This is a genomic window from Mesorhizobium sp. Cs1299R1N1, assembly GCF_037179655.1.
GTDB lineage: Bacteria > Pseudomonadota > Alphaproteobacteria > Rhizobiales > Rhizobiaceae > Mesorhizobium > Mesorhizobium salmacidum.
The window spans coordinates 22002-48969 of the sequence record NZ_JAPYKR010000007.1 but is presented as its reverse complement, the minus strand read 5'-3'; the positions used below and the strand labels follow the sequence as shown (position 1 = coordinate 48969).

General features: G+C 61.0%; 26 protein-coding genes. 14 read left to right on the top strand and 12 right to left on the bottom strand.

The window, feature by feature from the left end; translation table 11 throughout:
- Position 1 precedes the first annotated feature (1 nt).
- The 4 genes from O7A70_RS16490 to O7A70_RS16475 are packed head-to-tail and all read left to right on the top strand — an operon-like array spanning position 2 to position 2907.
- Positions 2 to 628: a TadE/TadG family type IV pilus assembly protein gene (locus O7A70_RS16490; RefSeq protein WP_337141300.1), complete on the top strand. Its 627-nt coding sequence runs from the start codon at positions 2 to 4 to the stop codon at positions 626 to 628.
- Complete coding sequence (locus O7A70_RS16485; protein ID WP_337141299.1) at positions 625 to 1788, top strand: AAA family ATPase; 1164 nt, start codon at positions 625 to 627, stop codon at positions 1786 to 1788. Before O7A70_RS16490 ends, O7A70_RS16485 begins: the two co-directional genes overlap by 4 nt.
- Positions 1775 to 2347 (top strand): L,D-transpeptidase, encoded by a 573-nt coding sequence (locus tag O7A70_RS16480; RefSeq protein ID WP_337141298.1) that lies wholly within the window; start codon positions 1775 to 1777, stop codon positions 2345 to 2347. The genes O7A70_RS16485 and O7A70_RS16480 overlap by 14 nt, the downstream gene beginning before the upstream one ends.
- Complete coding sequence (locus tag O7A70_RS16475) at positions 2344 to 2907, top strand: hypothetical protein (RefSeq protein ID WP_337141297.1); 564 nt, start codon at positions 2344 to 2346, stop codon at positions 2905 to 2907. The genes O7A70_RS16480 and O7A70_RS16475 overlap by 4 nt, the downstream gene beginning before the upstream one ends.
- 27 nt (positions 2908 to 2934) lie before the next feature.
- Here O7A70_RS16475 and O7A70_RS16470 read toward each other — a convergent pair whose 3' ends face one another.
- The 4 genes from O7A70_RS16470 to O7A70_RS16455 all read right to left on the bottom strand — a co-directional run bounded on the left by O7A70_RS16470 (position 2935) and on the right by O7A70_RS16455 (position 7202).
- Entirely contained in the window at positions 2935 to 3402 is a 468-nt protein-coding gene (locus tag O7A70_RS16470; protein WP_337141296.1) for a hypothetical protein, read from the bottom strand.
- Between the two features lie 249 nt (positions 3403 to 3651).
- Complete coding sequence (locus O7A70_RS16465; RefSeq protein ID WP_337141295.1) at positions 3652 to 4461, bottom strand: alpha/beta hydrolase; 810 nt, start codon at positions 4459 to 4461, stop codon at positions 3652 to 3654.
- A gap of 9 nt (positions 4462 to 4470) precedes the next feature.
- Entirely contained in the window at positions 4471 to 5958 is a 1488-nt protein-coding gene (locus O7A70_RS16460; protein ID WP_337141294.1) for an NAD-dependent succinate-semialdehyde dehydrogenase, read from the bottom strand.
- A gap of 17 nt (positions 5959 to 5975) precedes the next feature.
- Positions 5976 to 7202 carry an iron-containing alcohol dehydrogenase gene (locus O7A70_RS16455; RefSeq protein WP_337141622.1) on the bottom strand — a complete coding sequence of 409 codons (1227 nt, stop codon included), beginning with the start codon at positions 7200 to 7202 and terminating at the stop codon, positions 5976 to 5978.
- A 157-nt stretch (positions 7203 to 7359) separates the two neighbouring features.
- On the opposite strand from O7A70_RS16455, the gene O7A70_RS16450 reads away from it, so the two are divergent.
- Positions 7360 to 8061 carry a GntR family transcriptional regulator gene (locus tag O7A70_RS16450; protein WP_337141293.1) on the top strand — a complete coding sequence of 234 codons (702 nt, stop codon included), beginning with the start codon at positions 7360 to 7362 and terminating at the stop codon, positions 8059 to 8061.
- A 147-nt stretch (positions 8062 to 8208) separates the two neighbouring features.
- The gene (locus tag O7A70_RS16445) at positions 8209 to 8802 is read left to right on the top strand and encodes a DJ-1/PfpI family protein (RefSeq protein WP_140505914.1); all 594 of its coding nucleotides are present in this window, start codon (positions 8209 to 8211) and stop codon (positions 8800 to 8802) included.
- 136 nt (positions 8803 to 8938) lie between these two features.
- Here the strand turns inward: O7A70_RS16445 and O7A70_RS16440 are convergent, their stop codons facing one another.
- The 5 genes from O7A70_RS16440 to O7A70_RS16420 form a co-directional block, all read right to left on the bottom strand.
- Positions 8939 to 10138 (bottom strand): mandelate racemase/muconate lactonizing enzyme family protein, encoded by a 1200-nt coding sequence (locus O7A70_RS16440; RefSeq protein ID WP_337141292.1) that lies wholly within the window; start codon positions 10136 to 10138, stop codon positions 8939 to 8941.
- A gap of 9 nt (positions 10139 to 10147) precedes the next feature.
- Positions 10148 to 10474 (bottom strand): NIPSNAP family protein, encoded by a 327-nt coding sequence (locus O7A70_RS16435; protein ID WP_140505846.1) that lies wholly within the window; start codon positions 10472 to 10474, stop codon positions 10148 to 10150.
- 104 nt (positions 10475 to 10578) lie between these two features.
- Positions 10579 to 11937, bottom strand: coding sequence for a mandelate racemase/muconate lactonizing enzyme family protein (locus O7A70_RS16430; RefSeq protein ID WP_337141290.1), 1359 nt, complete (start codon positions 11935 to 11937; stop codon positions 10579 to 10581).
- Positions 11938 to 11993: 56 nt separating this feature from the next.
- Positions 11994 to 13160, bottom strand: a complete 1167-nt coding sequence (locus O7A70_RS16425) for a mandelate racemase/muconate lactonizing enzyme family protein (protein WP_337141289.1) — start codon at positions 13158 to 13160, stop codon at positions 11994 to 11996.
- A 56-nt stretch (positions 13161 to 13216) separates the two neighbouring features.
- Positions 13217 to 13927, bottom strand: coding sequence for a GntR family transcriptional regulator (locus tag O7A70_RS16420; protein ID WP_337141288.1), 711 nt, complete (start codon positions 13925 to 13927; stop codon positions 13217 to 13219).
- Positions 13928 to 14110: 183 nt separating this feature from the next.
- Between O7A70_RS16420 and O7A70_RS16415 the strand changes: the two genes are divergently transcribed.
- From O7A70_RS16415 to O7A70_RS16390, 6 genes are all read left to right on the top strand, one after another.
- The gene (locus tag O7A70_RS16415) at positions 14111 to 15589 is read left to right on the top strand and encodes an ABC transporter substrate-binding protein (RefSeq protein WP_337141287.1); all 1479 of its coding nucleotides are present in this window, start codon (positions 14111 to 14113) and stop codon (positions 15587 to 15589) included.
- 77 nt (positions 15590 to 15666) lie between these two features.
- Positions 15667 to 16626: a carbohydrate ABC transporter permease gene (locus tag O7A70_RS16410; RefSeq protein ID WP_337141286.1), complete on the top strand. Its 960-nt coding sequence runs from the start codon at positions 15667 to 15669 to the stop codon at positions 16624 to 16626.
- The gene (locus O7A70_RS16405; RefSeq protein WP_337106743.1) at positions 16623 to 17513 is read left to right on the top strand and encodes a carbohydrate ABC transporter permease; all 891 of its coding nucleotides are present in this window, start codon (positions 16623 to 16625) and stop codon (positions 17511 to 17513) included. The genes O7A70_RS16410 and O7A70_RS16405 overlap by 4 nt, the downstream gene beginning before the upstream one ends.
- Before the next feature lie 10 nt (positions 17514 to 17523).
- Positions 17524 to 18621 carry an ABC transporter ATP-binding protein gene (locus O7A70_RS16400; RefSeq protein WP_337141285.1) on the top strand — a complete coding sequence of 366 codons (1098 nt, stop codon included), beginning with the start codon at positions 17524 to 17526 and terminating at the stop codon, positions 18619 to 18621.
- Between the two features lie 31 nt (positions 18622 to 18652).
- Positions 18653 to 19816, top strand: a complete 1164-nt coding sequence (locus tag O7A70_RS16395) for a mandelate racemase/muconate lactonizing enzyme family protein (RefSeq protein ID WP_337141284.1) — start codon at positions 18653 to 18655, stop codon at positions 19814 to 19816.
- 23 nt (positions 19817 to 19839) lie between these two features.
- Positions 19840 to 20580, top strand: coding sequence for a ribonuclease activity regulator RraA (locus O7A70_RS16390; protein ID WP_337141283.1), 741 nt, complete (start codon positions 19840 to 19842; stop codon positions 20578 to 20580).
- 140 nt (positions 20581 to 20720) lie between these two features.
- On the opposite strand, the gene O7A70_RS16385 is transcribed toward O7A70_RS16390, so the two are convergent.
- The 3 genes from O7A70_RS16385 to O7A70_RS16375 form a co-directional block, all read right to left on the bottom strand.
- Complete coding sequence (locus tag O7A70_RS16385; protein ID WP_337141282.1) at positions 20721 to 21158, bottom strand: hypothetical protein; 438 nt, start codon at positions 21156 to 21158, stop codon at positions 20721 to 20723.
- A 714-nt stretch (positions 21159 to 21872) separates the two neighbouring features.
- On the bottom strand, positions 21873 to 22580 hold the full coding sequence (locus O7A70_RS16380; protein WP_337141281.1) for a Crp/Fnr family transcriptional regulator: 708 nt from the start codon (positions 22578 to 22580) through the stop codon (positions 21873 to 21875).
- Positions 22581 to 23115: 535 nt separating this feature from the next.
- Complete coding sequence (locus O7A70_RS16375) at positions 23116 to 23706, bottom strand: hypothetical protein (protein WP_337141280.1); 591 nt, start codon at positions 23704 to 23706, stop codon at positions 23116 to 23118.
- A gap of 414 nt (positions 23707 to 24120) precedes the next feature.
- Between O7A70_RS16375 and O7A70_RS16370 the strand changes: the two genes are divergently transcribed.
- On the top strand, positions 24121 to 26217 hold the full coding sequence (locus O7A70_RS16370) for a GumC family protein (protein ID WP_337141279.1): 2097 nt from the start codon (positions 24121 to 24123) through the stop codon (positions 26215 to 26217).
- The gene (gene nusG, locus O7A70_RS16365; protein ID WP_337141278.1) at positions 26162 to 26791 is read left to right on the top strand and encodes a transcription termination/antitermination protein NusG; all 630 of its coding nucleotides are present in this window, start codon (positions 26162 to 26164) and stop codon (positions 26789 to 26791) included. Before O7A70_RS16370 ends, nusG begins: the two co-directional genes overlap by 56 nt.
- Positions 26792 to 26968 lie beyond the last annotated feature (177 nt).

Genomic DNA, 26968 nt, shown 5'->3' with positions numbered 1-26968 from the left:
CATGCTCAAACGTTTTGCAAAATCGGAAGACGGCGCGGCGATGGTGGAAATGACCATCGTCTCGTCACTGCTGTTCACGCTTGTCCTCGGCTTCGTCGATTTCGGCTATGCGTTCTATCAGTGGAACGAAGCGACCAAGGCCGTGCAGATCGGAGCCCGGCTGGCATCCATTTCCAATCCGATTGCAACGGCATTGGCGGCAGCCGCGCCGACCGCGAATCCGGGCGCGCCGGTTGCTGCCGGAGCGTACGCGCCCTTCGTCTGCAAGTACACCGGCAACACCGGGGCTTGCAACGGCGACTCCACCAAATTCAGTGCCAACGATTTCAGTCGGATTTTTCGAGGCGATACGGCGGTTACCAACGACAACACGTGCCCCCCACTGGGCGCAAACCAACGCTCCGGCATGTGTCACTTTTTCCGGGGCCTGCGTCGCGACAACATTGTCATCACCTACACGGCCACCGGTCTCGGCTACCAGACCCGTCTGGGTGGACCGGTGCCAACGATCACCGTCAGTCTGCAAAACCTGACATTCAACTTCTTCTTCCTGAGGTTCACCAGCATCACCATGCCCTCCATGCTGAGCACGGTCACGGGCGAAGACATGAAGAGTACCTGGCCATGAACGCCTTCAACACCAAGGTTCTGCCGACCAAGCGAAAGCAGGTTGCGCTGTTTTCCTCCGATCCGAATTTCAAGCGCGATGTGGCGACGCGGTTGGATGCGCTGGCGATCTATGATGTGCGGGTTGCCGAGACGGGTGATTTTCTCAAGGGGCCGCCGGCCGACACGCGCCCGGGCATCGTCATCCTCGATCTCGGCAATGGCGAATTGCTTGGCAATCCTGGCATCGTCGAGGCGCGCGCGCTGTGGGCGACCGTGCCGCTGATCGCGGTTTCCGACGAGCTGACGTCGGAGCAGACGCGTGTGCTGGTGCGCATGAATGCCTCGGACTGGCTGCACAAGCCGCTCGACGGCAAGGAGTTGCTCAACGCCGTCACCTTCCATGACAGCGGCAATCAGGGCGCCAAGAGCCGCATCATCACCTTCATCAGCGCCAGCGGCGGCGCCGGCGCCACGACGCTGGCGCTATCGGCGGCCGAATTCCTGGCCTCGAAATCGACCGAGCGCGCGGCCTCGACCTGCCTGGTCGACCTCGACTTCCAGAGCGCCAATTGCGGCGCCTATCTCAACCTGTTCAACCAGTTCGACCTTGCCGGCATCATCGGCCAGCCGGAACGGCTCGATGTCGAACTGATGGATGTCATCAAGCTGTCGCGGCCGTCCGGCCTGACGCTCTATGCCTTCGAGCGGCCGCAACTGCCGTTCGAGCCGCATGGCGCCGATTTCGTCTTCCGGCTGCTCGACCTCGTGGCCTACCGTTTCGACGACATCGTCATCGACCTGCCGAACATCGAAACGCCCTGGCACAATTCCGTGCTGTCGACGAGCGACGAGATCTTCATCGTGTTCGAGCTCAATGTCGCCTCGCTGCGGCAAGGCAAACGGCTCTACAAGAAGATCCGTGAGCTGCGCGGCAATGCCGTCTCAATCACGCTGGTGGCCAACAAGCACAAGCGCAAATGGTTCGGCAACCACTTCTCGCGCAGCGAGCTGGAGAAGATATTCAAGGCGCCGAACATCAAGTCGGTCGGCCTCGACAACGCCCTGCTGGCCGACGCCCTGAACCGCGCGATGCTGCCGTCCGAAGTGGATGGGCGGGCGCGCTTCAACAAGGACCTGAAGAAGATGTTCCGCGAGCGGCTCGACGATGCGGCCCGCTAGCGGCCAACGCTTTCGACTGACGGCGGCCTGCCTCCTCGGCCTGGCGCTGGCGCCTGCGGCCGGACAGAGCGCGTGGGCGGACAGCCGCCCGCCCTTGCCGGCCATGGGTCCCAGCCTGCGCAAGACAGTGGCGTTTTCCACCGCCGAGAAGATTGGAACCATAATCATCCGCAAGCAGGAAAAAGCGCTCTATCTGGTGACCGGCAAGGGCGAGGCCCTGCGCTACCGGATCAGTGTTGGACGCGATGGTTTCGGCTGGACGGGTACGGTCCAGGTGGGGGCGAAGACGGAGTGGCCGGCGTGGCGCCCACCCCGGGAAATGCGCGCCCGCCGGCCGGAATTGCCTGACATGGTCCCCTCGGGGCCCTACAACCCGCTCGGCGCACGGGCGCTCTATCTGCTTCGGGACGGTCGCGACACGCTCTATCGCATCCATGGCACCAACGATCCTTCGGGCGTGGGTTTCGACGGCACGTCGGGTTGTTTTCGCCTGACCAATACCGATGTCATCGATCTTTTCAGGCGCGTGCCTGTCGGCACCAAGGTGGTGGTCCAATGACGACGATCAGCGATCCCGACGACCTGGTGGCGGCGGTCGAACCGCCATTGCTCGACAAGGAGAAAAGCCGGTTCAGATTGGCCGTTGCCGTTTGTGTCGGCCTGGCGCTGTTTGCCCTTCTGAATGCCACCGCGGCCGTCTATCTCTACCGTGGCATCAACGACCTGCGCGCGATCGAGGCGCGGCTGGAAGACCTCGGCCAGTTCGAGCAGCGGATGAGCGCGCGGCTGGACACCGTCAACAACGGATTCCAAAGCCGGTTCGAGGCGCTGGACGACCGGCTGCGGGCGAGCTTCGGCGAGGTCAACGCCACCATCGCCCGGCAAGCGCCGGACATGTCGGGAAATCACGGTGGCGACATGCCGCGCGTCGTGGAACTCCCCTCACCCGCCGAAGATACGGCGGCGGTTGCCAGCGCCGCCGACGACCAGCCTGCTGTCGAGGATATGCCGCGCGTGACGCGAAGGAGGTCGGCTCCGGCAGTGCCTCCCGCGCCAAGCTCCAACTACCAGCGGAGCGTATCCCCGGAAGGCAAGGTCACCTATCACAAGATAAACTAGCTCTGGCCTCGGGCGCGGCGCGGCGCGCTAGAAATCCCTCTGCAGCGCCATCATCCGGACACGCCGCGATTCAACGCGCATGCCGAGTTCACGGACATAGGCAAAATGGCAATAGGTGCACGCCGTCACCCCGATGACCGCCAGCATGCAGTTCAGCCAGGTGAAGTCCATCGTCAGTGAGAACTGAAGGCCGCTCGGCGCCGTGAACGCGGCAATGGTGCTGGCGGTCTGCGGGCGGCCGCCGATCAAAATCATCGACGCCGCGAGGATCAGGGCGCCATGGTTGGCAAGAAAGAAAGCGGCCGACCTCCTGGCCTGACATGCCATCCAGCAGGTCCCCAGCGCCGTGCCCAGCAACGCGAAATCCAGGACCATCGACCCTCCCAGATAGACATCGACCTGCTGCCAGACCATCCCGGACGACGGGTGCAAGGCGAGCCAGATCTTCCACATATCGGGGCTTGCGGGGTAGGTTCCGAGCAGGATCGTGGCCATTCGCTCCGCCGCCAGGATCAGCAGGACAAAGGCCGGGAAGGCGAAAAGCAAGAGTGGTTTGCGCTTCATGGTGCCTCGCAATCTGATGGGCAGACTAGGCCGCATAGATTGCGCGAAGCTTAACGGGGCGTTTTTGCGTCTGCCCATCGGGACCAGTGTCGGATTCCACCCGTGTCGCGACGAGTCGAGGCCTGAACTCTCGAGCCGATGAGACAGCATCGTGCGGCCGCAGTACGAGGCGGGTCGAATCTATCCGGCCACGACGACGTCGTGAAGCCAGTCGCCCGCGGCTGTCCCGCGCAGCCCCAAATCACGTACGCTATCCATGTGGTTGCGCCCCTCGAGCACGCCCTTCGACACACTTAGGCGCTGCCCCGTCAGGCGGTCAGCAAACAAGCTGGCCTGCTGGTGAAAAGGTTCCGTCTCCCGCTCGCCGACCAACACCGTGACTTTTGTCCGGGGCGAGTGGGATTTGCTCATCGGCGAAAATGCCTCAACTTCCGTGTCGGTCAAGCCTATCAAAGGCTCCAGGAAGGAATGCTGAAGAGGCTTCAAGTCATACAGCCCGCCGAGCAGAAGTGCCGCCGAAGGGGCCGAACCCTCGTTGAACAAAAAGGTCGCCAGATGCGCCCCGGCGGAATGGCCGCTGACGCTTAGCCGGCCTGGATCGCCGCCATGGTCGGCGATATTATCCAGCACCCATTGCCTCGCGCGCCGGACCTGGTCGACGATTGCCGCCATCCTGACGGCAGGCATCAGCGCATAGTCGATCACGACCGCGATTGCCCCGGCGCTCGTCACCGTTTCGGCAATGTAGGAATAGTCGCTTCTGGTGAACATGCGCCAGTAGCCGCCATGGATGAAGATGTGCACCGGGAGGCCCATACGCGGTCCCTCCGGAAAGAACAGGTCGAGGCGTTCGGCCTCGTGCGGGCCATAGGCGACATCCGCTAGCATGGGCAGCGCTGCCCGCGTCGCGGCGCTGCGGGCGACGATATCGGCCACGATGTCATCGAAATCGGCAACGTGGTCGCGGGTGCGAAAAGGATCCTTCGACATGGTGTCCGCTCAGAAGGTTACAGCGATGTATTTGGCCTCCATGAACTCGGCGATGCCGTGATGCTGGCCCCCTTCCCGCCCGAGGCCGCTCTGCTTGACCCCGCCAAAGGGCGCGGCGGGATCCGACATCAGGCCGCGGTTGAGGCCGATCATGCCGGCCTCGATCTCCGAGGCCACCCGCATGCCGCGGGCCACATCGCGGGTGTAGAGATAGGCGGCGAGGCCGTATTCGGTGTTGTTGGCGTGGAGGATGGCTTGCGCCTCGCTCTCGAAGCGGGTGATGGGCGCCACCGGGCCAAAAATCTCCTCATGCGCCATATCGGCGTCCGGCGAGACTTCGGACAGGACGGTCGGAGGATAGAAAAAGCCATCTCCTTCAGGCACCGAGCCGCCGCACAACACTTTGGCACCCCGATTGACGGCGTCCTTGACCAGCCGGTCGATCTTGTCGACCGCCTTCCTGGTGATCATGGGTCCACATTCCGTTTCTGCCCTGGTGCCGGCGCCGATCTTGAGCGCGGCCATGCGCCGGGACAGGCCGTCGGCGAACGCATCGTGGATGCCCGACTGGACGTAAATGCGGTTGGCGGCGGTACAGGCTTCGCCGGCATTGCGCATTTTGGCGATCATGGCGCCATCGAGGGCCGCATCGAGATCGGCATCGTCGAAGACGATGAAGGGTGCATTGCCGCCAAGCTCCATGGAACAGGAGATCACATGTTTGGCGGCCTCGGCGAGCAAGGCCCGGCCGATCCCGGTCGAGCCGGTGAAGGAGAGCTTCCTGACGCGCGGATCGGCCAGCATGGCCGACGTCAGGGGGCCGGGTGTCGACGTCGTCAGCACGTTCACGACGCCGTCCGGGACGCCGGCTTCGCTGTAGAGCGCGGCGAGTGCATAGGCGGTCAGCGGCGTCTCGCTGGCCGGCTTCAGAATGACCGTGCAGCCTGCCGCGAGGGCCGGTGCGATCTTGCGTGTCGCCATCGCGGCGGGGAAATTCCACGGCGTGATGAGGACGCAGATGCCGATCGGCTGATAGTCGACCACGATCCGGTTGGTTCCGGATGGAGCGATGCCGAACTCGCCGGTGATGCGAACAGCTTCCTCGGCGTTCCAGCGGAAGAATTCGGCGGCGTAAGCCACCTCGCCGCGCGCGTCGCGTAGTGCCTTGCCGTTCTCCAGCGAGATCAGCATGGCAAGCGTCTCCGACCGCTCGACCATCAGCTCGAAACAGCGCCTGAGAATCTCCGAGCGCTTGCGTGGCGCGGTCTCACGCCACCCCTTGGCGGCCTTGGCCGCTGCCTCGACTGCTGCGGCGGCGTCCTCCAGGGTCGCATCGGGAACCGCCGCGATCACGGCGCCGGAGGATGGATCGGTGACCTCAATGAGCCCGCCGTCGGAAGACGGCAGCCATTGTCCGCCAATGTAGAGTCGGTGCGGAAAACCCCGCACTTCGTAGGGGTCCTGATCGAGCTGGAAGGCATTATAGGGAAGGTTCATCGTCTTGTTCCTGACGTTCACGTGGCGCAGGCGTTGAGGTCGCCGTCATAGGCAGCCTGGACAAGGCGGCGCATGGCGGTGAGGTCGAATGAGCGCGGGTTGTTCTTGATCAGCCGATCGATGCCGAGTGCCTGCTCGGCGGTCCAATCGAGCTTGTCGGCCGGAAGCCCCAGACCGGCCAGCGTCGGAGTGATACCGATCGCCGCAAACAAACGCCTGATCTCCTCGATGGTCGCACCCGCCATTTCGTCGGCGCTTCGACCGTGCGGCTCAAGGCCAAGAGCAATCCCTATCTCGGCGATCTCCGCCGCGGCCACACGGCTGTTGTAGCTCATGACATAAGGCATCATTGTCGCCACCCCCAGCCCATGCGGCGTGTGTGTGAGCGCGCCTGCCGGGTATTGCACGGCGTGTGCGGCCGCCGTGCCGGCAGTGCCGAATGCGCAACCCGCCGCCAGCGCTCCCATCATCACGTCGGCGCGCGCCTCTGCGTCGCCGCCGTCAGTAAACGCCTTCTCCAGGCTGCGGCCGAGCAGTTTGACGGCCAGCAGCGCGAAATGGTCGGTCAGCGGCGTCTTGCCAATGAAGACGTGGCGTTGCGGCAGAGTGAAGTCACCGTCCCGGCGCATGGCCGTGAAGGCCTCGATCGCATGCGTGAGGGCGTCCGCACCGGCGATCGCCGTCAGGCCCGGCGGACAGGTCATTGTCAGTTCGGGGTCGCAGATGGCAACGGCAGCGATCAGATGGGGGCTCGATATGCCGACTTTGAGCGTGCGGTCCGGATCGGAGATCACCGCGACGGGTGTCACCTCCGACCCTGTGCCCGCCGTGGTCGGCACGGCGATCAGCGGCAGCGTCGGTCCCGGAACCTTGAACTCGCCGTAGTAGTCGTGGAGTTCGCCGCCGTGGCTGATCAGCAAGGCGGCGCATTTGGCGAAATCGAGACAGCTGCCGCCGCCGATCCCGATCACCATATCGGGCCCAAAGTCCCGCGCTTCCTCGACGCACACCGCCACGGAGTCGCGCGGCACATCCGGGAGGACATCGTCATGGACCAGCACTTCGATCGACGCTGCCCGCAAGGATGCCATGATTTCGGCGAACACGGCCGTACCGGCGAAACGCTCGTCGGTGCAGACCAGGGCGCGTTGGCCGTAGCGAGCGGCCACGACCGGCAGTGCATGGCGTTGCCCCTTCCCGAATAGAATTTCGCGTGGGAGCCGGAGGGCTGTGAGAAGGCTCATGACAGGCTGCATCCTTGAAGGGCGTCGGAGAAAGTCGCATTGCAAAATCCGCACCGAAGATCCTTGAACTGAATGGCGCTGAAAAAATCGTATAGGATATAGTATTGCATCGGTCAAACCCTCGTGTTAGCAGTCTCCCTTGTCGAGAGGCGAAAGAATGCAACCTGTCATTTTGAGCAATAGTGGTGAAGCACCCACGGGAGCGGGTCGCATCCAGCGCGCGAGCAGCCTGGCCGAGGACGTCTACGAGGCCATTTTCGCGCAGCTGATGTCGCTGAAGATCGCGCCCGGTTCACGCATCACCGTCGACAATTTGGTCAAGGAGTTCGACGTTTCCCATACGCCGATCCGCGAAGCGCTCGGGCGTCTGGAAGGCGAAGGCCTGGTTCTGAAGACGCATCTGATCGGATACCGCGCCGCACCGCAGATCAGCCGGCGCCGTTTCGACGAATTATACGAAATGCGTCTCCTGCTCGAACCGCACGGGGCGGCGAAGGCCGCTGCCGCGATGGACGAGGCCAAACTCGGCACGCTGCTGGAGGCAGCAGGCGTGATGTCGCGCCGCGAGGGCAAGGACGAGCGTCTGCGCTACTCAAACTTCGCCCGGCAGGACGCGATTTTCCACGACAAGATCATGGAATATGCCGAAAACGAGCTCATTCGCGAGACGCTGGGTTATCAACACACCCACTTCCACATTTTTCGCCTGATGTACCACTCCCGCGTGACCGAGGAGGCGCTGGACGAGCATGAGGCGATCCTTGCCGCGTTCGGTTCGGCCGATCCCGATGCGGCCGCGAAAGCAATGCGCGCCCACATCGAGCACTCGCGCGATCGCCTGCTGCCGGCCTTCGATTGAGGCTAAACCGATGTCCGCGCCGCTGACCACCAACGACAACGCCGAGGAATACTACTTCCCCAACTCACCATTCTGAGGACGGACAAAGCCAATGCGGGGCGCGGCATGGCTCGCCCGGCTTTTTTTCACACGACAGAGGAACCGACTATGTCAGGCAAGAAAATATTGATGCTCACCGGCGAGTTCACCGAGGAGTACGAGATCTTCGTCTACCAGCAGGCGATGGAAGCCGTCGGTCACACCGTCCACGTGGTCTGCCCGGACAAGAAGGCCGGAGATCTCATCAAGACCTCCCTGCACGACTTCGAGGGCGACCAGACCTACACCGAGAAGCTCGGCCATTTTCAGGTGATCAACAAGACGTTTGCCGAGGCGGAAAAGCAGCTCGATCAATACCACGCCGTATACTGCGCTGGCGGCCGCGGCCCGGAATACATCCGCACGGATAAGCGTGTGCAAGCCATGGTGCGCCACTTCCACGACACCCGGAAGCCGATTTTCACGATCTGCCATGGGGTCCAGATTCTGATTGCCGTAGACGGCGTCGTGCGTGGCAAGAAGGTCGGCGCGCTCGCCGCCTGCGAACCGGAAGTGACGTTGGCAGGCGGAACCTATGTCGACCTCTCGCCGACGGAGGCCTATGTCGACGGCACAATGGTGTCGGCCAAGGGTTGGACAGCCCTCGCTGCCTTCATCCGCGAATGCCTGAAGGTGCTCGGGACCGAGATCCGCCATAACTAAACAAGGCCGGCGCACGTCAACAATGCGCCGATTTCCGTTGTTGCAAGGTGTGCAGGCCACGCTCCAATGGCAGCCGCTCGCATCCGCACTTTGAAGTATGCCCTCGGTCGATGAGATCGAGGGCCACCGGCGCCAATCAATCGAAGAAGCCGGCATCCTCCGCCAGCAAATACTTCCTGGCGCCTTCGGCGTCGATATCGAGGCCTAGCCCCGGTGCTTCCAGCAGATCCACCATGCTGTCCTTCACGATCTGCTTGGGCAGGCCGATGACGATGTCTTTCCACCAGGGGTCCGAGGCGCTGGGATATTCGAACGCCACGTAGTTGGCGGGCAAGGTGGCGCAGACATTGATCAGCGCGCCTAGGCCCAGCAGGCCGTTCGCGGTGCCGTGCGGCGCCATCAGGATCGAGTGCATATAGGCGTGCTCGGCGACCCATTTGAGCTCGGCAATGCCGCCAATGTCGGCAGGATCGGGGCCGATGACGCGCACCGCCTGCGTCTCGATCAGCTCCTTGAAATTGTGCCTGAGGTAAATCTGCTCGCCGGTATGGATCGGCGTCGAAGTGGAGCTGGTCAGCTCCCGGTAGGCCTGCGGATTGACCCACGGTACATAGTCGCCGGTCAGCATGTCCTCGAGCCACATCAAATTGTACTTCTCGACCGCGCGAGCGAACTTGATCGCATCGGGCAGCATCCAGCCCGGGCCGCAGTCGAGTGCCAGGCTGACCTTGTCCCCCAACACTTCCTTCATCGCGATCACGCAATCGAGCATGTGGTTGAAACCACGTTCGCTGATCACGCCCTGATCCATCGCACCATGATAGCCGGCCTTCTTCTGCGTCACGCCGTAATGGAAGCCATCGACCGTATCCTTCATGTTGGAATGGAACGAGATTCCTTGCTTGACCATGAAGAAATTCTGCGGCTGCTCCATCATCCATTTGACGTCGGCGGCGTAGTCCTCCGGCCGGTCGCCCGTGCGCTTCTGGCGGATCGAGCCGTTGTAGACGCGCACCTTGTCGCGCACCTTGCCGCCGAGCAGCTTGTAGGCCGGCACGCCGGCGGCTTTGCCGGCTATGTCCCACAGCGCATGTTCGATGGCGCTGACCGCCGCGCCATAGGGCTTGAAAGAGCCGCGTTGGCGGATCTTCAACATGACCCGCTCGACGTCGGTCGGATCCTCGCCGATCAGCGCCTCGCGGAAATGCAGCACCCATGGCTTGAGATAAGGCTTGGTGTACTCGACCTCGCCAAGGCCGTAGAGACCTTCGTCGGTGACGATACGGACGATGGGATGTTTGCCGATTACGGCGCACCGCAGGTCGGTGATCTTCATGGCGCAGTCCTATTTCACAGACGAGAAAGCGGTCGGCGTGAGCAGTTGGCTGCTGATATTGGCAATGATCTGCCCGTCGCGCTCAGACTCGTCCCGGGCCCTGTGCCATGCCGGATCGGTGACGAAAGCCGCCCATTTCGCCTCACGCTCGGCCAGCGATTCCCAGGCGAGGAAATAGGTGAGGCGATTGCTGTTTTCGCCGATCGCCGTGGTGAAAAACCCGGCTTGGCGGATGCCATGCCTCTCCCAGATGGCCAGCGTTTGGTCGGAAAAGCGCTTGAGCAAAGTCGGCAGTCTGCCCGGCAGGCAGTCATAGATACGCAGTTCGTAGATCATGGTTTCGTCCGTTTCTTTCTTCGCCTCTCCCTTGGGAGCGGTCGACACGAATGGTCGGTCGTTGGCCCTGTGAGCCTGGGGGAATGAGGGCAAGGGGGTCTGGGCTAACTCCAGGTCCGGTCCCAGCTATATTCATTGTCCCAATGCTCGGTGGATTGCCATATCCCCGTGACACCGGGCTGCAGATGCTGGCTGATCACCTCGTCGACCACGTCGTCTATGCCCAGCCCCGGCTTGTCGGGCACGGTGATGAAGCCGTCCTTGACAAGCGGCTTGGGTAGGCCGGTGACGATATCGTCCCACCAGCCGACATCGGCGGAGTGGTATTCGAGCGCCATGAAATTCTCGGTCGCGGTGGCGACATGCGCGGCGGCCATCGCGGCGATCGGACTTTCGGCCATATGGATCGCCATGGCGACACCGTGATCCTGCGCCATATCGCCGATCTTCTTGGTCTCGAGAATGCCCCCACTGGTGAGCAGGTCGGGGTGGATGACCGAGAGGCCGCCGCTCTTGAGCAGCGGCTCGAAGCCTTCCTTGAGGTAGATGTCCTCGCCGGTGCAGATCGGCACCGTGGTAGCCTGCTGCAATTGCCGGTACTGCTCGGTGTATTGCCAGGGGATCACGTCCTCCAGCCATGCCGGAACGAATTTCTCGATACGGCGCGACAGGCGTATGCCATCCTGCAGCGAGATGTGGCCGACATGGTCGATGGCAAGCGGGATCTCGTATCCGATGATCTCGCGAACCTCGTGGATATACTGCTCGAGCAGGTCTATCCCCTTTTCGGTGAAATGCAGGCCTGTGAACGGGTGCTGCACGTTCTGCGCGTCATAAGCGAGATTGCGGGCCTTTCGCTCCTCGAACGATCCAGCGCGGCCGCGCGGGTTGCCGTGAAACCCTTCGAGCGCGCCGGCGGGTGCGACCACGGCGCCCGGGACATGGGCGATCTGCATCAGGCCCAGGTCCATCTTCAAGAAGGTGAACCCGCGGCCCATGCGTTCCTTGAGGCGCTTGCCGGTTTCGGTGCCGCTGGGTTTCTCGGCGTCGGTATCGCAATAGACGCGCACGTGATCGCGAAACTTGCCGCCCAGCATCTGGTAGATCGGCACGCCATAGGCCTTGCCGGCGAGGTCCCACAGCGCGATTTCGACCGCCGAGACGCCGCCGCCCTGCCGGCCGTGCCCGCCGAACTGCTTGATCCGGCGAAACAGGCGGTCGATGTCACAGGGGTTCTCGCCAAGCAGCCGGCTCTTCAACATCAGCGCGTAAGTGGCGCTGGCGCCGTCGCGCACCTCGCCAAGCCCGACGATGCCCTGGTTGGTGTAGATCTTGAGCAGCGCCGAGGTGAATGGCGCGCCGACGATTTCGGCCACCCGCATGTCGGTGATGCGAAGTTCGGACGGCTTCGAGTTGGTGTTGACCCGGTTGAGGGCCTCGTCGGCTCCATCCGTCTTTGGCATGACTTATCCTCGTTCTGATTTGCAGGCTTGTCGCCCGCATGCTGCCGACAACGTTGCTAGGCCAGTTCGATCTCATGGGCTTGCAGGTAATCGCGGTTCATCTCGATGCCGAGACCGGGCCTCGACGAAAGCTTGAGGCTGCCGTTCGAAACGTCGAGCGGCCTGTCGATGAGATGATCGTACTTGCCCAAATTCCACTCCGACGTTTCGAGCTTGTAGAAGTTCGGAACGGTCATCATCACCTGTGCTCCCGCGACCACGTTGATCGGCCCCGCGGCATCATGTGGCGAGACCGGGATGTAATAGGCTTCGCATAGGGCGGAGATCTTCTTGAGTTCGGTAATGCCGCCGGTCCAGGTGACGTCGGGCATGATGTAGTCGGCGAGCTTGTTCTCTAGAACCGGCACGAAATCCCACTTCGTGTGGCCGCGCTCGCCCCACGAGATGGCCGCACTGACCTTCTCGCGCACCTGCTTGAGGGCGTTAAGGCTCTCGGGCGGGCACGGCTCCTCGAACCAGTCGATCTGGCCGGCTTCCTCCAGGCTGCGACAGAGGCGAATGGCGGTCGGAACGTCGAAGCGGCCATGCGCATCGATGAGGATGTCGACATCGGGCCCCGCCGTTTCGCGGACCAGAGCCGTGAGTTCGGCGGCCTCGCGCTCGTCCTTGCGGGTCATGCTGCCATCGAGATAGCCGTCCCGCTGTTCGCGGGACACGCCGCTGGCACCGCGACCCTGGTGGGGGAAAGGATCGAACTTGAGAGCAGTGTGTCCGGATTCGACGATGTCCAGGATTTCGCGGACCACAGCATCCTTGCTGGTGAATTTGGCCTGGTTGGGGTGGGTGTAGAGCGCGATTTCATCACGGACCGGCCCGCCCAACAGCTCGTAGATCGGCTTGCCGAGAGCTTTGCCCCTGAGATCCCAGAGGGCTATGTCGATCGCGCTCACGCATTCGACCGCGGCGCCACGACTGCCCATATAGGTGAAGCTGCGGAAGATCTTGTGCCAGAGATACTCGATACGCGCCGGATCCTCGCCCGTCACCGCGGCTCCGATCTGTCGAAGGATCGTGCAGAGGGCGCGGTTGGCGAGCTTGGTGGTGGTGGTGATCTCTCCCCAGCCGCTCAGCCCCTCGTCTGTCGTCACCTCGACGAACAGGAATTCCCCCCAATAAGAAGCATCGGACTTGATCAGCCACGGCCGAACGCTGGTGATTTTCATTTCAACTACCTTTGCCAGTGAGGGTCAGCCACGGTGTTCCAGACCTGACCCTCGTCCTATCCGGCCCGAGCGGCATTGCGCGCACGCATGTGTTCGAGAACATGCCGGCCGGAACCCTCGACATGACGGGAGATGAGTTCGGCTGCCTTGTCTGCCTCTCCCGCCTTGATGAGCGCAATGAGTTCGCGGTGCTCGCGAATGATCGCGGCACGCCGCGCGAGCGTGAAATTGAAGCGTCGGCTCACCGCTCGCAGCACTTCGCGATGCTTCCACCAGAGTTCGGCGGCATGGCGGTTATAGTGCCGCTGGTACATCACGGTGTGAAAGGCGGTATCCAGCTCACTGTGCCTGAATGTGTCGGCAAAGTTGTTCTCTTCAATCAGGCCCTGGATACGTTCCAGTTCGGCGATGTCCTCGCCGGTGGCCATGCTCACAAACCATCGCGTCAAGGCTGGTTCGATCAGAACACCGATCTCGTAGATGTCGCGGACAAAGTCCTGATCAATGGGCCTTACACGCGCGCCGCGATTGGGAGAAAAGATGACGAACCCCTCGCCCCGCAACAGTTGCAGGGCCTCGCGCACGGGGTTGGTCGAAGTGCCGTGGCGGCGCGCGAGATCGGTGACGACAAGCCGTTCGTTGGCGGCGAGCCGTCCCTCGATGATGTCTTCCCTTATTAGTTCGTAAAGGGAGGCGCCCTCGCTGGAGGCTCCGATGGCGTCGATCCCCGGAGGTGGCTTTGCTTTAAAATCGTTTGTTTCGGCCAAGGGCCGGCTCCCCAAATTAATACACAGTCTGTCCGATATCACGCACAGTTTCCGTACACAATGTACGATCTGGCTCGTTGACAGGCAATCCATGATCTGAAAACGTACTAAGCGATCGAGGGGATACACCGTACTAAAGAACCATCCTCGCGATCGCAGGGCGGAGAACCAGGGAGGATACCTATGACGAGGATCATGCTCGGCAGTGCGGTCCTGCGCGGCACTGTCGTCGGTGTTTTGGCGGCATCGCTTATGTCCACATCGGCGCTTGGTGCGCCGCCGGTCGACCTGAACAAATGGTCGCCCGAATATGTGCGCTCCATCGCCGGAACACAGGATTTCGACACGGCCGGCGATTGCGGCAAGGTCACCCCGCTCGATTACAAGGGGCGACTGACTTTCTGGTATCAGGGCGTGTTCGAGGGCGATCCCGACCTCCTGCGCCAGTACTACAAGGATTTCTTCGAGACTTTCCGCAAGACCTATCCGAACATCCAGCTCGAGGACCAGGCCCTCACCTATAACGACCTTCTCGACAAATTCCGCACGGCGCTCCTGGGCAATGCCGCGCCGATGGCGGTGCGCCTGCAAATCCTGGGTGGTACCGAATTCGCCTCGAAGGGCTATCTGCAGCCGCTCAAACCAGAGGATGTCGGCTATTCGACCGAGGATTTCTGGCCGGGCGCCATGAAGGCCGTGACCTGGGATGGGGTGACCTACGGCATACCGACGAACAACGAGACGATGGCGTTCATCTGGAACGCCGACATCTTCAAGCGTGCGGGCCTCGATCCGGACAAGGCTCCGGCAACCTGGGACGACGTCGTCAAATATTCCAAGCAGATCCACGACAAGCTCGGCATTGCCGGCTACGGGCTCGTGGCTCGCAAGAATGCCGGCAATACGCCCTATCGCTTCATGCCGCAGCTGTGGGCCTATGGCGGCGGCGTCTTCGACGAAGCCACCCCGAACCCGACTTACAAGGAGGTGGAACTCGACAGCCCGCAGAGCAAGGCGGCGCTGCAAGCCTCATACGACATGTATGTCCGCGACAAGTCGGTTCCGGTCTCGGCACTTACCAACCAGCAGGCCGACAACCAGCCTCTGTTCGTCGCCGGCCAGTTGGGCATGATGATCTCGCACCCGTCCGACTACAACGTCATGCTCGATCTGCAGGCAAAGGCGACGGGCACCGACAAGCAGAAGGCGCAGACCGTCATCGACAATATGCGCTACGGCCTGATCCCGACCGGCCCCGACGGCAAGCGCGCCGTCGTGTTCGGCGGCTCGAACATTCACATCCTGAAGCCCGAATATGTCGAGGGCGGCAAGGTGGACGAGCCGGCCGCGAAGGCGATCATCTGCATGTGGACGAGCCCGGAATGGTCGCTGAAGATGGCCTATGCCGGCTCCAACCCGGGCAACCTAAACGGCTTCAAGACCAAATGGATGAAGGAACGTCTGGACCACATCAAGTTCCTCGATGTCACGACCTCGATGCTGCCGTATGGCATCCCGTTCCCGGCGCTGCCGGAGTCGCCCGAGATCATGAACATCATCGTCCCGGACATGCTGCAGAATGCCCTGACCGGAGCGATGACCGTCGACCAGGCAGCGGACGACGCGGCCAAGAAGGTGAAGGACCTGATGGGCGGACTCTAGTCCGGACCTGACCTCCGATCTGGCCGGCTGCACCGAGAGTGCAGCCGGTTCATTCCGAAGAACAAGGGCACGCCACAGTGACGATCGTGACCGGCAAGGCCGAGGCTCGCCGAAAATTTCAACCGGGCAGGTCCGGCGCGTTGCGGAACATCTGGGAGCATCGCGCCGACTACGCATACGTGCTCCCCGCGATCGCCGTGATGCTCGTCGTCATCGCCTATCCGATCTATTACACGATCGAGCTGTCGTTCTATAAGACGCCGCCCGGGCTGCAGCTCCGCGACAAGACCTTCATCGGCTTCGACAATTACACCACCATCCTCGCCAGTGAGGTGTTCTGGAAAGTCACCTGGAACACCCTGATCTGGACATTCGGGTCGACTTTCATCTCCTTTGTCCTGGGGTTTGCCACGGCGCTGGCGCTGCACCGCGACTTTGTCGGCCGTGGCATCCTGCGTGCCATCCTGATCATTCCCTGGGTGATCAGCGCGGTCGCCGCCTCCTACATCTGGAAATGGATCTACCATTCGGATTTCGGCATCATCGGCGCGGTGCTGGTGGGCCTTGGAGTGACCGACCGGCCACCGAATTTCATCGACAACGTCGGCACGGTGCTCCCCGCCCTGATCGTCGTCAATATCTGGCGCGAGTTTCCATTTGCCATGATCATGATGATGGCCGGCCTGCAGACTGTGCCCGACCAGTTGTTGCGCGCCGCGAAAGTCGACGGGGCCAATGCATGGCAGCGTTTCTGGCACGTCACCTTCCCGCACTTGCGCAACGTCTCGGTGGTGACGATCCTGCTGCTTGCGGTGGCCAACTTCAATTCCTTCATCATCCCCTGGATCATGACCGCGGGTGGACCGTCGAACGCATCGCATATCTGGATAACCCATATTTACGAGCTCGCCTTCGGCCGGCAACGCTGGGGCGTGGCATCGGCCTATTCGGTGCTCCTGTTCCTCATCCTGATGATGCTGGGCTACTTCTACGTCCGTGCGCTGAGCGGCAATGAGCGGAAAGAGGGTGGCGCATGAGCACGATTGCCGAGACAGCGTCTCGAGGCCAGACCCGTCGCCGCATGCGCGTCGACGGATGGCGGTGGGCCGGGCGCATCTTCCTTCTGTTCATGCTGCTTTACACAGCGCTGCCGATGATCTGGATGCTGATCACCTCGATCAAGTCGGGCTTCGCGGCGACGCAATTCCCGCCGCAATGGTGGCCTGACGAGCCCACGCTTGCCAGCTACCAGAAGCTGCTCGATCCGCAGAACAGTGTCGGCCAGGACTTCCTGCGCTTCTTCTGGAACAGCCTGTTCGTGTCGACCGTCACGACAATCCTTTCGGTGATCGTGGCTGTTCCCGCGGCCTATGCGTTTTCGCGCTTCACTTTCCCGGGCCGGAACTTCCTGTTCTTCGCCGTGCTGCTGCGCAACATGTTCCCGGCAGTGATCTTTCTCGTGCCGCTCTTCATCCTGATGCGCGCGATCGGGCTGGTGAACACGCATGGCTCGCTGATCCTGACCTACCTCACCTTCGGCCTGCCCCTGGCGATCTGGCTGCTCAAGGGTTTCTATGACAATATCCCGGTGCAGCTCGAGCAGGCGGCGCGCATCGACGGGGCAACGCGGTTCCAGGCCTTCATCATGATCGTGATGCCGCTCTCGACGCCGGGGATCATCGCCACCGCGATCTATTCCTTCATCGGCGCGTGGAACGAGTACATCTACGCCTACACCTTCCTCTCCAAGAACGACCAGTTGACGCTGCCGGTGGGCATCCAGCGCTTCTTCTCGGAAAACACGACGGACTTTCCGGGCCTGATGGCGGCGAGCTTCATGATGAGCGTGCCCGTCGTGGTGCTGTTCCTGGTCCTGCAACGATACTTCGTACGCGCCCTGACAGAAGGCGCGGTCAAGCATTAGGGAGTTGCCGATGGCCCACGTGGTCCTCAAAGATCTCGTCAAGACCTACGGCAACTTCAAGGCCGTCAACCACGTTTCGCTGACGGTCAATGACGGCGAGTTCGTTGCGCTCGTCGGCCCTTCAGGGTGCGGCAAGACAACCACGCTCAATCTCGTCGCGGGGCTGACCCCGATCACATCGGGCGACATCGTCATCGGGGAACGGGTGGTCAACGATCTCGACCCCAAGGACAGGGACATCGCAATGGTGTTCCAGAACTACGCGCTCTATCCGCAAAAGTCGGTCTATATGAATCTCGCCTTCCCGCTACAGATGCGCAAACTGCCCAAGGACGAGATCGACAAGAAGGTCAAGGAAGCGGCGCGCGTGCTCGACATGACGCACCTGCTCGAGCGCAAGCCGCGTGAACTTTCGGGCGGCCAGCAGCAGCGTGTGGCCTTGGGCCGCGCCCTTGTGCGCGACCCCGCCGTGTTTCTCATGGACGAGCCGCTCTCCAACCTCGACGCCAAACTGCGCGTACAGATGCGGTCGGAGATCAAGCGCTTTCATCAGGACCTCAAGGCGACGATCATCTATGTGACGCACGACCAGCTCGAAGCCGTGACGATGGCCGACAAGATGGCGGTGATGAACGGCGGCTTCCTGCAGCAATACGATTCACCGGCGCAGGTCTTTGCCCATCCGGTGAACATGTTCGTCGCCAGTTTCATCGGCAGCCCGGCGATGAGCCTTATTCCGCTGGAGGCATCGACGGCACCGGGCGGTACCGTGTTGACCAGCGCGGAGGGCTGGAGCCTCGGGCTCTCGCCGCGCAACGTCCAGAAGGTCACGAAGGCAACGACCAAAAAAGTCGTGCTTGGCGCACGTCACTCGACGATCAAGCAGCACAAGAGTGCGGTGCCAGGCAGCATCCCGGCCAAGGTCTACACGGTGGAACCAACCGGAGACGTCACCTTCGTGCAGGCGTTCCTGTCCGGCGCCGTCGTCAACGTCAGCGTGCCGCCGAACATTGCCGTCGCGCCCGACGAGCAGATCTGGCTCGAGTTCGACCAGGAGCGGATGCATCTGTTCGACGGCGAAACTGAAATGGCCCTCGAGGCCAACTGAGCAGGCGGATGCGTGTGGAACGTGGGCGTGGATGACTACGAAGCTTAAGATCACCGCGATCAAGCCCTATCCGGCATGGGTGGGAACGCGCAACCAGATGCTGGTCAAGGTCGAGACCGACCATGGCATATTCGGCTGGGGCGAGAGCGGCCTGAGCGGACGCGAGAGGGCCGTGGCCGGCGCGGTCGAGCACTATCGCGAGTTCCTGGTCGGCCGCGACCCCATGCAGATCGGGCGCATCTGGCAAGAGGTTTATCGCAGCCAGTATTTCGAAGGCGGGCGAGTTCTGCAGGCGGCGATATCCGCCATCGACATCGCCCTTCACGACATCAAGGGCAAGGCGCTGGGGGTGCCGGTCTACGAGTTGCTGGGCGGCAAACAGCGTGACCGGATCCCTACCTTCGCCTCGACCGGAGACGAGGCCGAGGGCGATATCGCCATCGAGCGGGCCCGCGAACTGCGCGCACAGGGCTGGCAGGCCATCCGCTTCTTTCCCGCCGGGCAAAACAGCAGGGACATCTTCGAGCCACGCCAGTCGATCGGCGCTACCGCGAGCATGCTGAACAAGGCGCGCCGGGCGCTGGGCGACGATGTCGTCCTCGGCATCGACTATCACCACCGGCTGTCGGTGGCGGAAGCAGCGAGCTTCTGCAACAAGCTCGACCGCGGCGTGCTCGATTTCCTCGAGGAGCCGATACGCGACGAGACACCGGGGGCCTACGAGTCCCTGCGCACCATGACCGACATCCCCTTCGCCATCGGCGAGGAATTTGCCAGCAAGTGGCAGTTCCTGCCCTACATCGAGCGTGGTATCCACCAGTTCAACCGGCTCGATATCTGCAATGTCGGCGGGTTCACCGAAGCGATGAAAGTCGCCGGCTGGAGCGAGGCGCATTATGTGGACCTGATGCCACACAACCCGCTTGGTCCAGTCTGCACGGCCGCGACCGTGCATCTGGCTGCCGCGGTACCCAACTTTTCGTGGCTGGAGACCAGGGCGCCCGAAGCAAAGCTTGGCTTCGACAATTCCGAATTCTTCCCGGTGCAACCACGGCTCGACGGCCCCGATTATCCCGTCAGCGATCTGCCGGGGCTCGGCGTCGAGGTCAACGAAGAGGCGGTCCAGGCGCAAAGCTTCCGTTTCTGGGAAGCGCCCCACCTCAAGCGCCACGATGGTTCTGTCACGAACTGGTAGTTCCCTTTCAATCGGAGTCCACAATGACGCATACCTCCGACATCACGCGGCCACCCAAGGATCTGATCGACGCGCTAAGGGAGATCGGCGCGGCGACGGTTGCCGGCACGCTTGGCCATATGGGCTTCCGCAATCCGCACATGGTCGGCCCGGTGGCGCAGAACCACGGCAAGTCGATCGTCGGGCCGGCGCTGACGCTGCAATTCATGCCGCAGCGGCCGGACCTCTTCACCGAGGGAGAATATGCCGATCCGGAGACGCAATTGCACCGACACGTGCTCTATCACGCGCAGGAAGGCGACGTGGTCGTGGTCGACGCGCGCGGCGACATGAGTTCGGGCGTCTTCGGCGATATGATGTCGACGTATTTCAAGGGCAGAGGCGGCGCGGGTATCGTGATCGACGGGTGCATGCGCGACCGGCCCAATGTCGAAAAGCTCGATCTGGCGCTATGGCTGCGCGGCTGGACGCCCAACTACCACGTGCAAACCAGCATCTATCCCAACGCCGTCAACGTTCCGATTGCCTGCGGCGGTGTCACGGTGATCCCCGGCGACATCATCGTCGCCGACGACGACGGGGTGGTGGTGCTGCCCGTCGCAATGGCCGCAAAGGTGATCGAGGAATCCCAAAAGCATCACGACTGGGAGGAATTTTCGCGCATGAAGCTCATGGAGGGCGGGTCGTTGCAACGCTATTATCCGCTGCACCCAAGTGCGAACGATGAGTATGAAGCTTGGCGGACAACCAACCCGAAACTCTGATGAACGGGCGAGGTCATGGGATGCCCCTCCAATGCAGGCAGCCGCACGTCGCCAGAACATTGTCGGCGCGATCCAGTAGGTCATCTCCGCCGCCTTCACGGCGATCATGACTGGGGGAGCGTGCGTTGGCTGCTGGACGGCTACTGCCCGCGCTCGACCAGCCAAACAGATGCTAGCCGGGTGAGTGGGCCGATGATTACGCCAGCCCAGGTAGTGTCTCGTTCTCGGCGATCTTTGTATTCTTTGCGGATTATTTTTTGTACTTCAGAACAGCCAACCGTCGTAAGTATCCAGCTGTTTAGCTGAGACGATCTCCTCCACATTGGGCTGTCGCTGTCCGCGGGGCCGATCGACAGATTGAGACGCTCCGCCTTCCGGACGAGCCGCCGCGTTTTTATCTCTGCAATCTGTTCATAGTATAGTAACGTTTCCCAATAATGTCGGTACTGAGCCTTTTCCCGCTCCACAGGCGTACAAGCATTTGCCAGGTCGACGTCATAGGCGTGGTCGAGCGTCTTGATGGTTCGCCGGTACGCCTCGATTTCCAACAACTCTTTGATTTGTAAAGGTATGGTCATACGACCTCTCAACCCCGCAGCCAAAAAAGAATGCTACGGCCCCGTATGGCGTCCAGTCCATTCGACTACTTGGATGAGGTCACAACGCAAAAGAACTAGACGCATCGAGTTGACCGATTGAGACGGAGGAGCGTGTTCGCTGCGACGGTTGGGATGCGCACGGGTATCATGATCGATGTTGTGGCCTCCGACAGGCCTGGTTTGAGGCGATCACGGCAGCATGGCGGCTACGCCCAAGTCGACGACCCGCGTATGGCGGTGGCAGGAAGGGTTCATGGCCGAGGCGTCGACGATCTGCGGCGCCCCTAGCCAGGGACAGCGACCGACAAGCCAGCCGGAGTTTCCGCAACCATATCGTCAGACGGGTACACTGATAGCGCACCTCCCGATAGGAAATGTGCCATCGACCGAAGTATCGGACACCACAAATCGCTCTAGAAAAGAGACACGCCAAGACGGAGGGCGTACGATCCCGTCTGTATTTCCCTGACCTGGACACCACCGATTGGCGTAATTGCCTGGTTGCAAGTATGCGTTAAATTGACCAGTACGGGTGCGTAGCGTTAAGCCCGCCGCAGTGGCCGGTGCGGTCTTCACGTCCCCGGAAGGCTGCCCCTCCGCACCGGCCATTTCCTTTACGGCTCTGCATCGACTACGGCTCGGTAGTTGACCCTCGATGAGGGCCGGTGCGCGGTTGAGACCGGAATTGCGCCATCAACTCGAAATGTAAGACCGATCAAATCCGGCTATTTTGATAAGTCCCGCGTGGTCATGCAACTCGACCACACCATTGCGGAACGAAACCAACCCGTTTTCTCGCAAATCCTTCAACACGCGACTTACATGCACAGCAGACAGCCCCAACGCGTCGGCCAACTGGGCCTGGGTCAGCGGGCATTCAAAGCGCTGCGGATAACCTGTGACCGATCTATGTGCGCGGCAGCCCAGTTCGAGGAGAAGGTGAGCCGTGCGTTCAATAGGTCCTCTTCTACTGACTCCTGCCAGATGTTCGGTGACCCTTGAGTACCGCCGTGCCTCAGCCAGCATGATGGCCTCGCAAATGGACTGCGGATAACGCGAAAAACATGTATGGACCGGACCCGTCAACTCGATCGCGGTCACGTCCGAGAGAGCCGTTACCGTCTCGCTCCCGTCTCCGCAGAATTCGATGAAGGCAAATTCGTGAGGGAGCGCAAAATCGACGATGAGACGAGAGCCATTCCGCAGCGTTTTGGCGAATGCGGCCCATCCCGCGGTCATGACTAGGATAAAGGACCTAGCCTGATACTCCCGTGCAATCGTCGTGTTCGCCGGATAAAGGCGCCGGACAGCTCCAGGCAGTACAGAGATTCCCATTTCTGAAATTGGTTCAGCAAGGGTAGGCTCCCTCGCCAATCCAAGAGCCTGCTTTGATAAGCTCATTTTGTGTGATTACCCCAGCCGTGATCGTCCCTCAGGCCCAAACTAACAGCTACACATAAAGTTCCATTTATAGTTTCATCCGAATGGAGGCGCAACCTACCACCGTTGGGCACTACCTTACCACCTTCGGAGGATATCAGCATGCAGCAAACGTCATAAAGAGCCGCAATGCCTGCTGGGGCCACCCATGCCGGTACAGCGCCGATAGCCAAGAGCGTCGGGCGCACTGGCCAGTCGGGGGTCACGATTTTCATTGTTCTGGCCGCGGCACCTTTGTTCCGCTCGGCAGCCGTGCGGTCCATAGGCAAGGATTTGTGACCGCAACCGAATGAAAAAAGCGATCCAGCTGCCGTGCATCTCCGCCGAAGCCGGCTCTTATTATCTACCGGATCGACGTCTGCAAGTAGCCCGTGGGTCCGCCAGCAGCAACCCGGTCGCCCGCAGTCGACCTTTTCCTTTGGACTGCGCCCAGCCGGAGCATCAGCGCTAGCTGGCGGTCACTTCACTTGGCCGAAACTATCCAAGACAGACCCACTCAACTTGACACCAGCCTTGTTCGACGTTTTTCTTCTGAAAGAACATCGGATCCTGTTGGCGGAGTTAATGCCGAAACCGCCGATCCCACTGTCGGATCTAGCGGTTGAAACTCTTGCCAAGGAGGCCCAGGGATCACCTGCGTCCCACTTTCGAGACCCTCTGTCATGCCCCCCGCAACGACCGACTCCATTGTTCTAGCTGCCGGTTTCCGGCGAAGCCGCGAGGTCGACGGATGCTTGGCCTTGTAGGTCTGCCGTCTTTCCTCGGCAACTTCCAGATCATCGAGTACCGATATGGCCGATGCAAGGCGATTTTCGATTTGGGCAAGTCGCCTGCTGGTGGAAATCAGGGCAACTGAAACCAGCAAACTGTAGGCGAGCACGACAATGGCTGCTCCCGCGGGGCTTTCGATGCCGAACACGATCAAGGCCCCAACTCCAATAAAAAAGGCAAGGGCACCATAGCCCAGCAACCGGCCCTTACTTAGAAGAAGCATCAACGGCCAGGTTGCAGACAGCATCAGAATGGCTAACGGTCTGTTGACCGCCCAATCTACAAGTCCCGGAACAATGTCGCTGTAAGTGTCCATATCAACCTCGAAACAAACGGGGCCGGCCGGCCTCTTCGTCGTGTGGGAGCGTAGGCCGTCCCGCGCGCGCCGGCTCGGTGGTCGCGTCATAGAGCACCCGGACGAGCGATAGATGTCCCTGCGAACGTCCTAAGGTCTGAAAGGCTCATCGGGTAGACCAGATCGACCTTTAGCCGAATTACTACTCAATAATGGTAATGGCGGCGGTGTGCGCGAAGCTGTTATGTTTTCGGCTGACCGGCGACGCGATCGTTGGTGGGCGGAAGCGATTTGGACATGCCGGATGGCGGGTGCGAACCCTGTCAGCAGTCTCATCGCGCCTAACAGGCAACTGCCCAAACAATTTTGAAGTGAAGCACATTCAGCCGACGCTGAAGGGTGGGCGTTGTTCTGTTGATCGTTAAGGATTCGGCAATGGCAAGTTCAATTGACAGTCCGACCATGACCAGAGAATTACTGCCGCTCGACGTGCGGGAGATTCTTGATTTCTTTCTCCGCCGCTGGAAGCTGGTGTGCAGCATTGCTGTAATCACCTTCGCCCTATTTGTCGCCGCCGCCTATCTCCTTCCACCATCCTATACGGGCGTCGCACAAGTCTTACTCGATTCCCCCGTCGACTATATGACCCCGCAGGATTATTCCAATTCTGATTTTGCCGACAATTCGACATTTATCGAAAGTCAGATTGCAGTCCTGAGATCCGCCTCGCTCCTCCAGAAGGTCGTCGACAGCGAAAAACTGACGGAAGACCCGAAGATCGGGCCGGGGGCATTAATATGGCTACAGGGCGCCCTTGGGGTTTCGCGTGTCGGATTGGCGGATGTTATTGAGATCTCGGTGACCGCCTACGACCCGGGGAAAGCAGCATCGCTGGCGAACGCAATCTCCCAGGCCTACCTCGCTGATCGAGTTAGGTCCCGTTACGAAGGGGCCAGGAAAGCGTCCACATGGCTCAGTGAGCGGGCCGCATCTCTGCGAGCGGAACTGAGCCTTTCGGAACAAGCTGTCCAGAAGTTTCGGATCGATCACAATCTATTGGCGACACCAGCAGGCAGTTTGACTGATCAGCAGCTGTCTGAATTGAATGTCGCATTAATCACCGCACGCGCGGAATTGTCGGAGAAACGGGCACAATATCAACAAGTTGACAAATTGCTGACTAACGGAGGCGACATCCAGTCGATGCCGGACGTCTTGCAGTCCGTGGTTATCAGCGCGCTTCGGGCCCAGATCTCTGGAGTGACACGGCGGGAAGCCGACCTTAAATTGAAATATGGCGATCGGCATCCGGATGTCCTGGCGGCGCAAGCCGAGCGCCGCGACATCGAGGGGCAGATTACCGCCGAAGTCCAGCGTCTCATCGGCAATCTGAAGAATGAAGTGGACGCTGCCGAGGCCCGGGAAGCTTCTCTCAGCCGAGCCTTGAATTCGGTATCCAACCGATCCGAAGTCGAAGGTCAGGTTGGCGTGCAGTTGCGCGACCTAGAAAGGATTGCCGCCGCGAACAAGGAGCTGTTTGAGACATTCCTTTCACGCGCCAAGCTCACCGAGGAGAAGTCTACCCTGCTGAACAGCGGCGTGCGCGTGATAACCGATGCGGTTACTCCGGGTTCGCCAAGCTTTCCGAACAGGCCTCTATTCGCGGCGCTGGGGCTTGTGCTCGGCTTCTTCGTCGGGGGCGCAGGCGCCGTTCTTCGTGAACTTTTCGCTTCCGGCTTCATGGCAAAGAAGCAGATAGAGGAAGAGCTGTCCGTTCCGGTTCTTGCATCCATCCCACGGATGGCGGGCTGGTCGAGAGACGCCCAGTCCCAAGCTCAACCTGTGGCTTATCTCGAGCGCAGACCGCTATCGAGGTTTAGCGAGGCCGTGCGGCGGCTCCGCCTGGGCATCGATGCGACGCCCGAACAGGCCCGCTTGCCGCGCCTCATGCTGGTGACATCGGCGATGCCCGGCGAAGGAAAGACAACCCTGGTATTGAGCTTGGCCTGCTCCGCAGCAGCCGACGGCGAACGGGTTCTGGTCGTCGATGCGGACTTGCGGCTTTCGGCCACCACGGCCTTCTTCGGCATGGCAGACAAGGTCGGCCTGGTCGACCTTCTGACGTTGCCGGTGAAGGCAGCAAACGCAATTCATCTGGACGAACGCTCGGGGATATCCCTGCTCCCTGCGGGCGCAAGGACCCGGAACCCGCCTGCCCTTCTTGCTTCGGCACGGATGCGCTCGGTTCTCGAAGAGCTTCGCGGAAAGTTCGACACGGTGATCGTTGACGCACCACCTGTTGGAGCCGCGGCCGACGCCACGATCCTGGCGCGGTATGTCGACAAGGTCCTTTTTGTCGTGAAGTGGCGCGAAACCGCGCGCGAGGCCGTTGCAGAAGGAATTCGACACCTTGGCGGTCGGTCGAAGATTGCCGGCATCGCCCTGACAATGGTGGACGAACCAAAGCTGCCAAAATATGGCCGCTACACGTCCCTCGAAAGTAGTGTCTCGGACAGTTACTATCTCAACTAGAGAATGTTTCGCCATGCAGCACGCTGAATTATACCATGATCGCTACCCGGAGCCGGTTGGAAAGACTTACGGCGGGGACCCAGCGCGTTGGTACGTGGTCCAGACGCATCAACATTCCGAGAGCTTGGCGGAGCGGCACCTGCTATCGCAAACCTTCCGAACATACCTGCCCAAGCGAAGGCGAACCGTTCGCCACGCTCGCACTGTCAGAACCGTCGCCAGTGCGTATTTCGACTGCTATCTGTTCGTCTCGCTGGCTGCTCAGCAGAGTTGGTACCCGATCAACTCAACCGTCGGCGTCCGAAGGCTTGTCATGAGCAAAGGAATGCCGGTCCCGGCGCCATACGGCGTGGTCGAGTCCTTGATAGCCGCAACGGACGAGGACGGAATTTTGCACCCCGATATCTTATTGAGGCCAGGTCAAAGAATTAGAATCATAGATGGGCCGTTTTCGGAACAGCTTGGCGTTCTTGATCATGTTGGAAGTGCTGGAGCGGTCAAAATTCTTCTTGATATAATGAACCATTCGATTCCAATCACGATCGACCGAGATAAACTTTCGGTTATATCCTGAATTCTATGCGTTAGTTTTCGTATAATATCTTTTTGCTCGGAAGACGCCGAAACCACCCGGCAAAGGAAGGATGAGTTGGCACCCAATTCACCCTCGATGCGGCAGCTTGCAAGGCGACATCCAAGGCTGAAGGCCGGCATTGAAAACATCGGGTGCTGCGTCTCAACGAAATCAGCG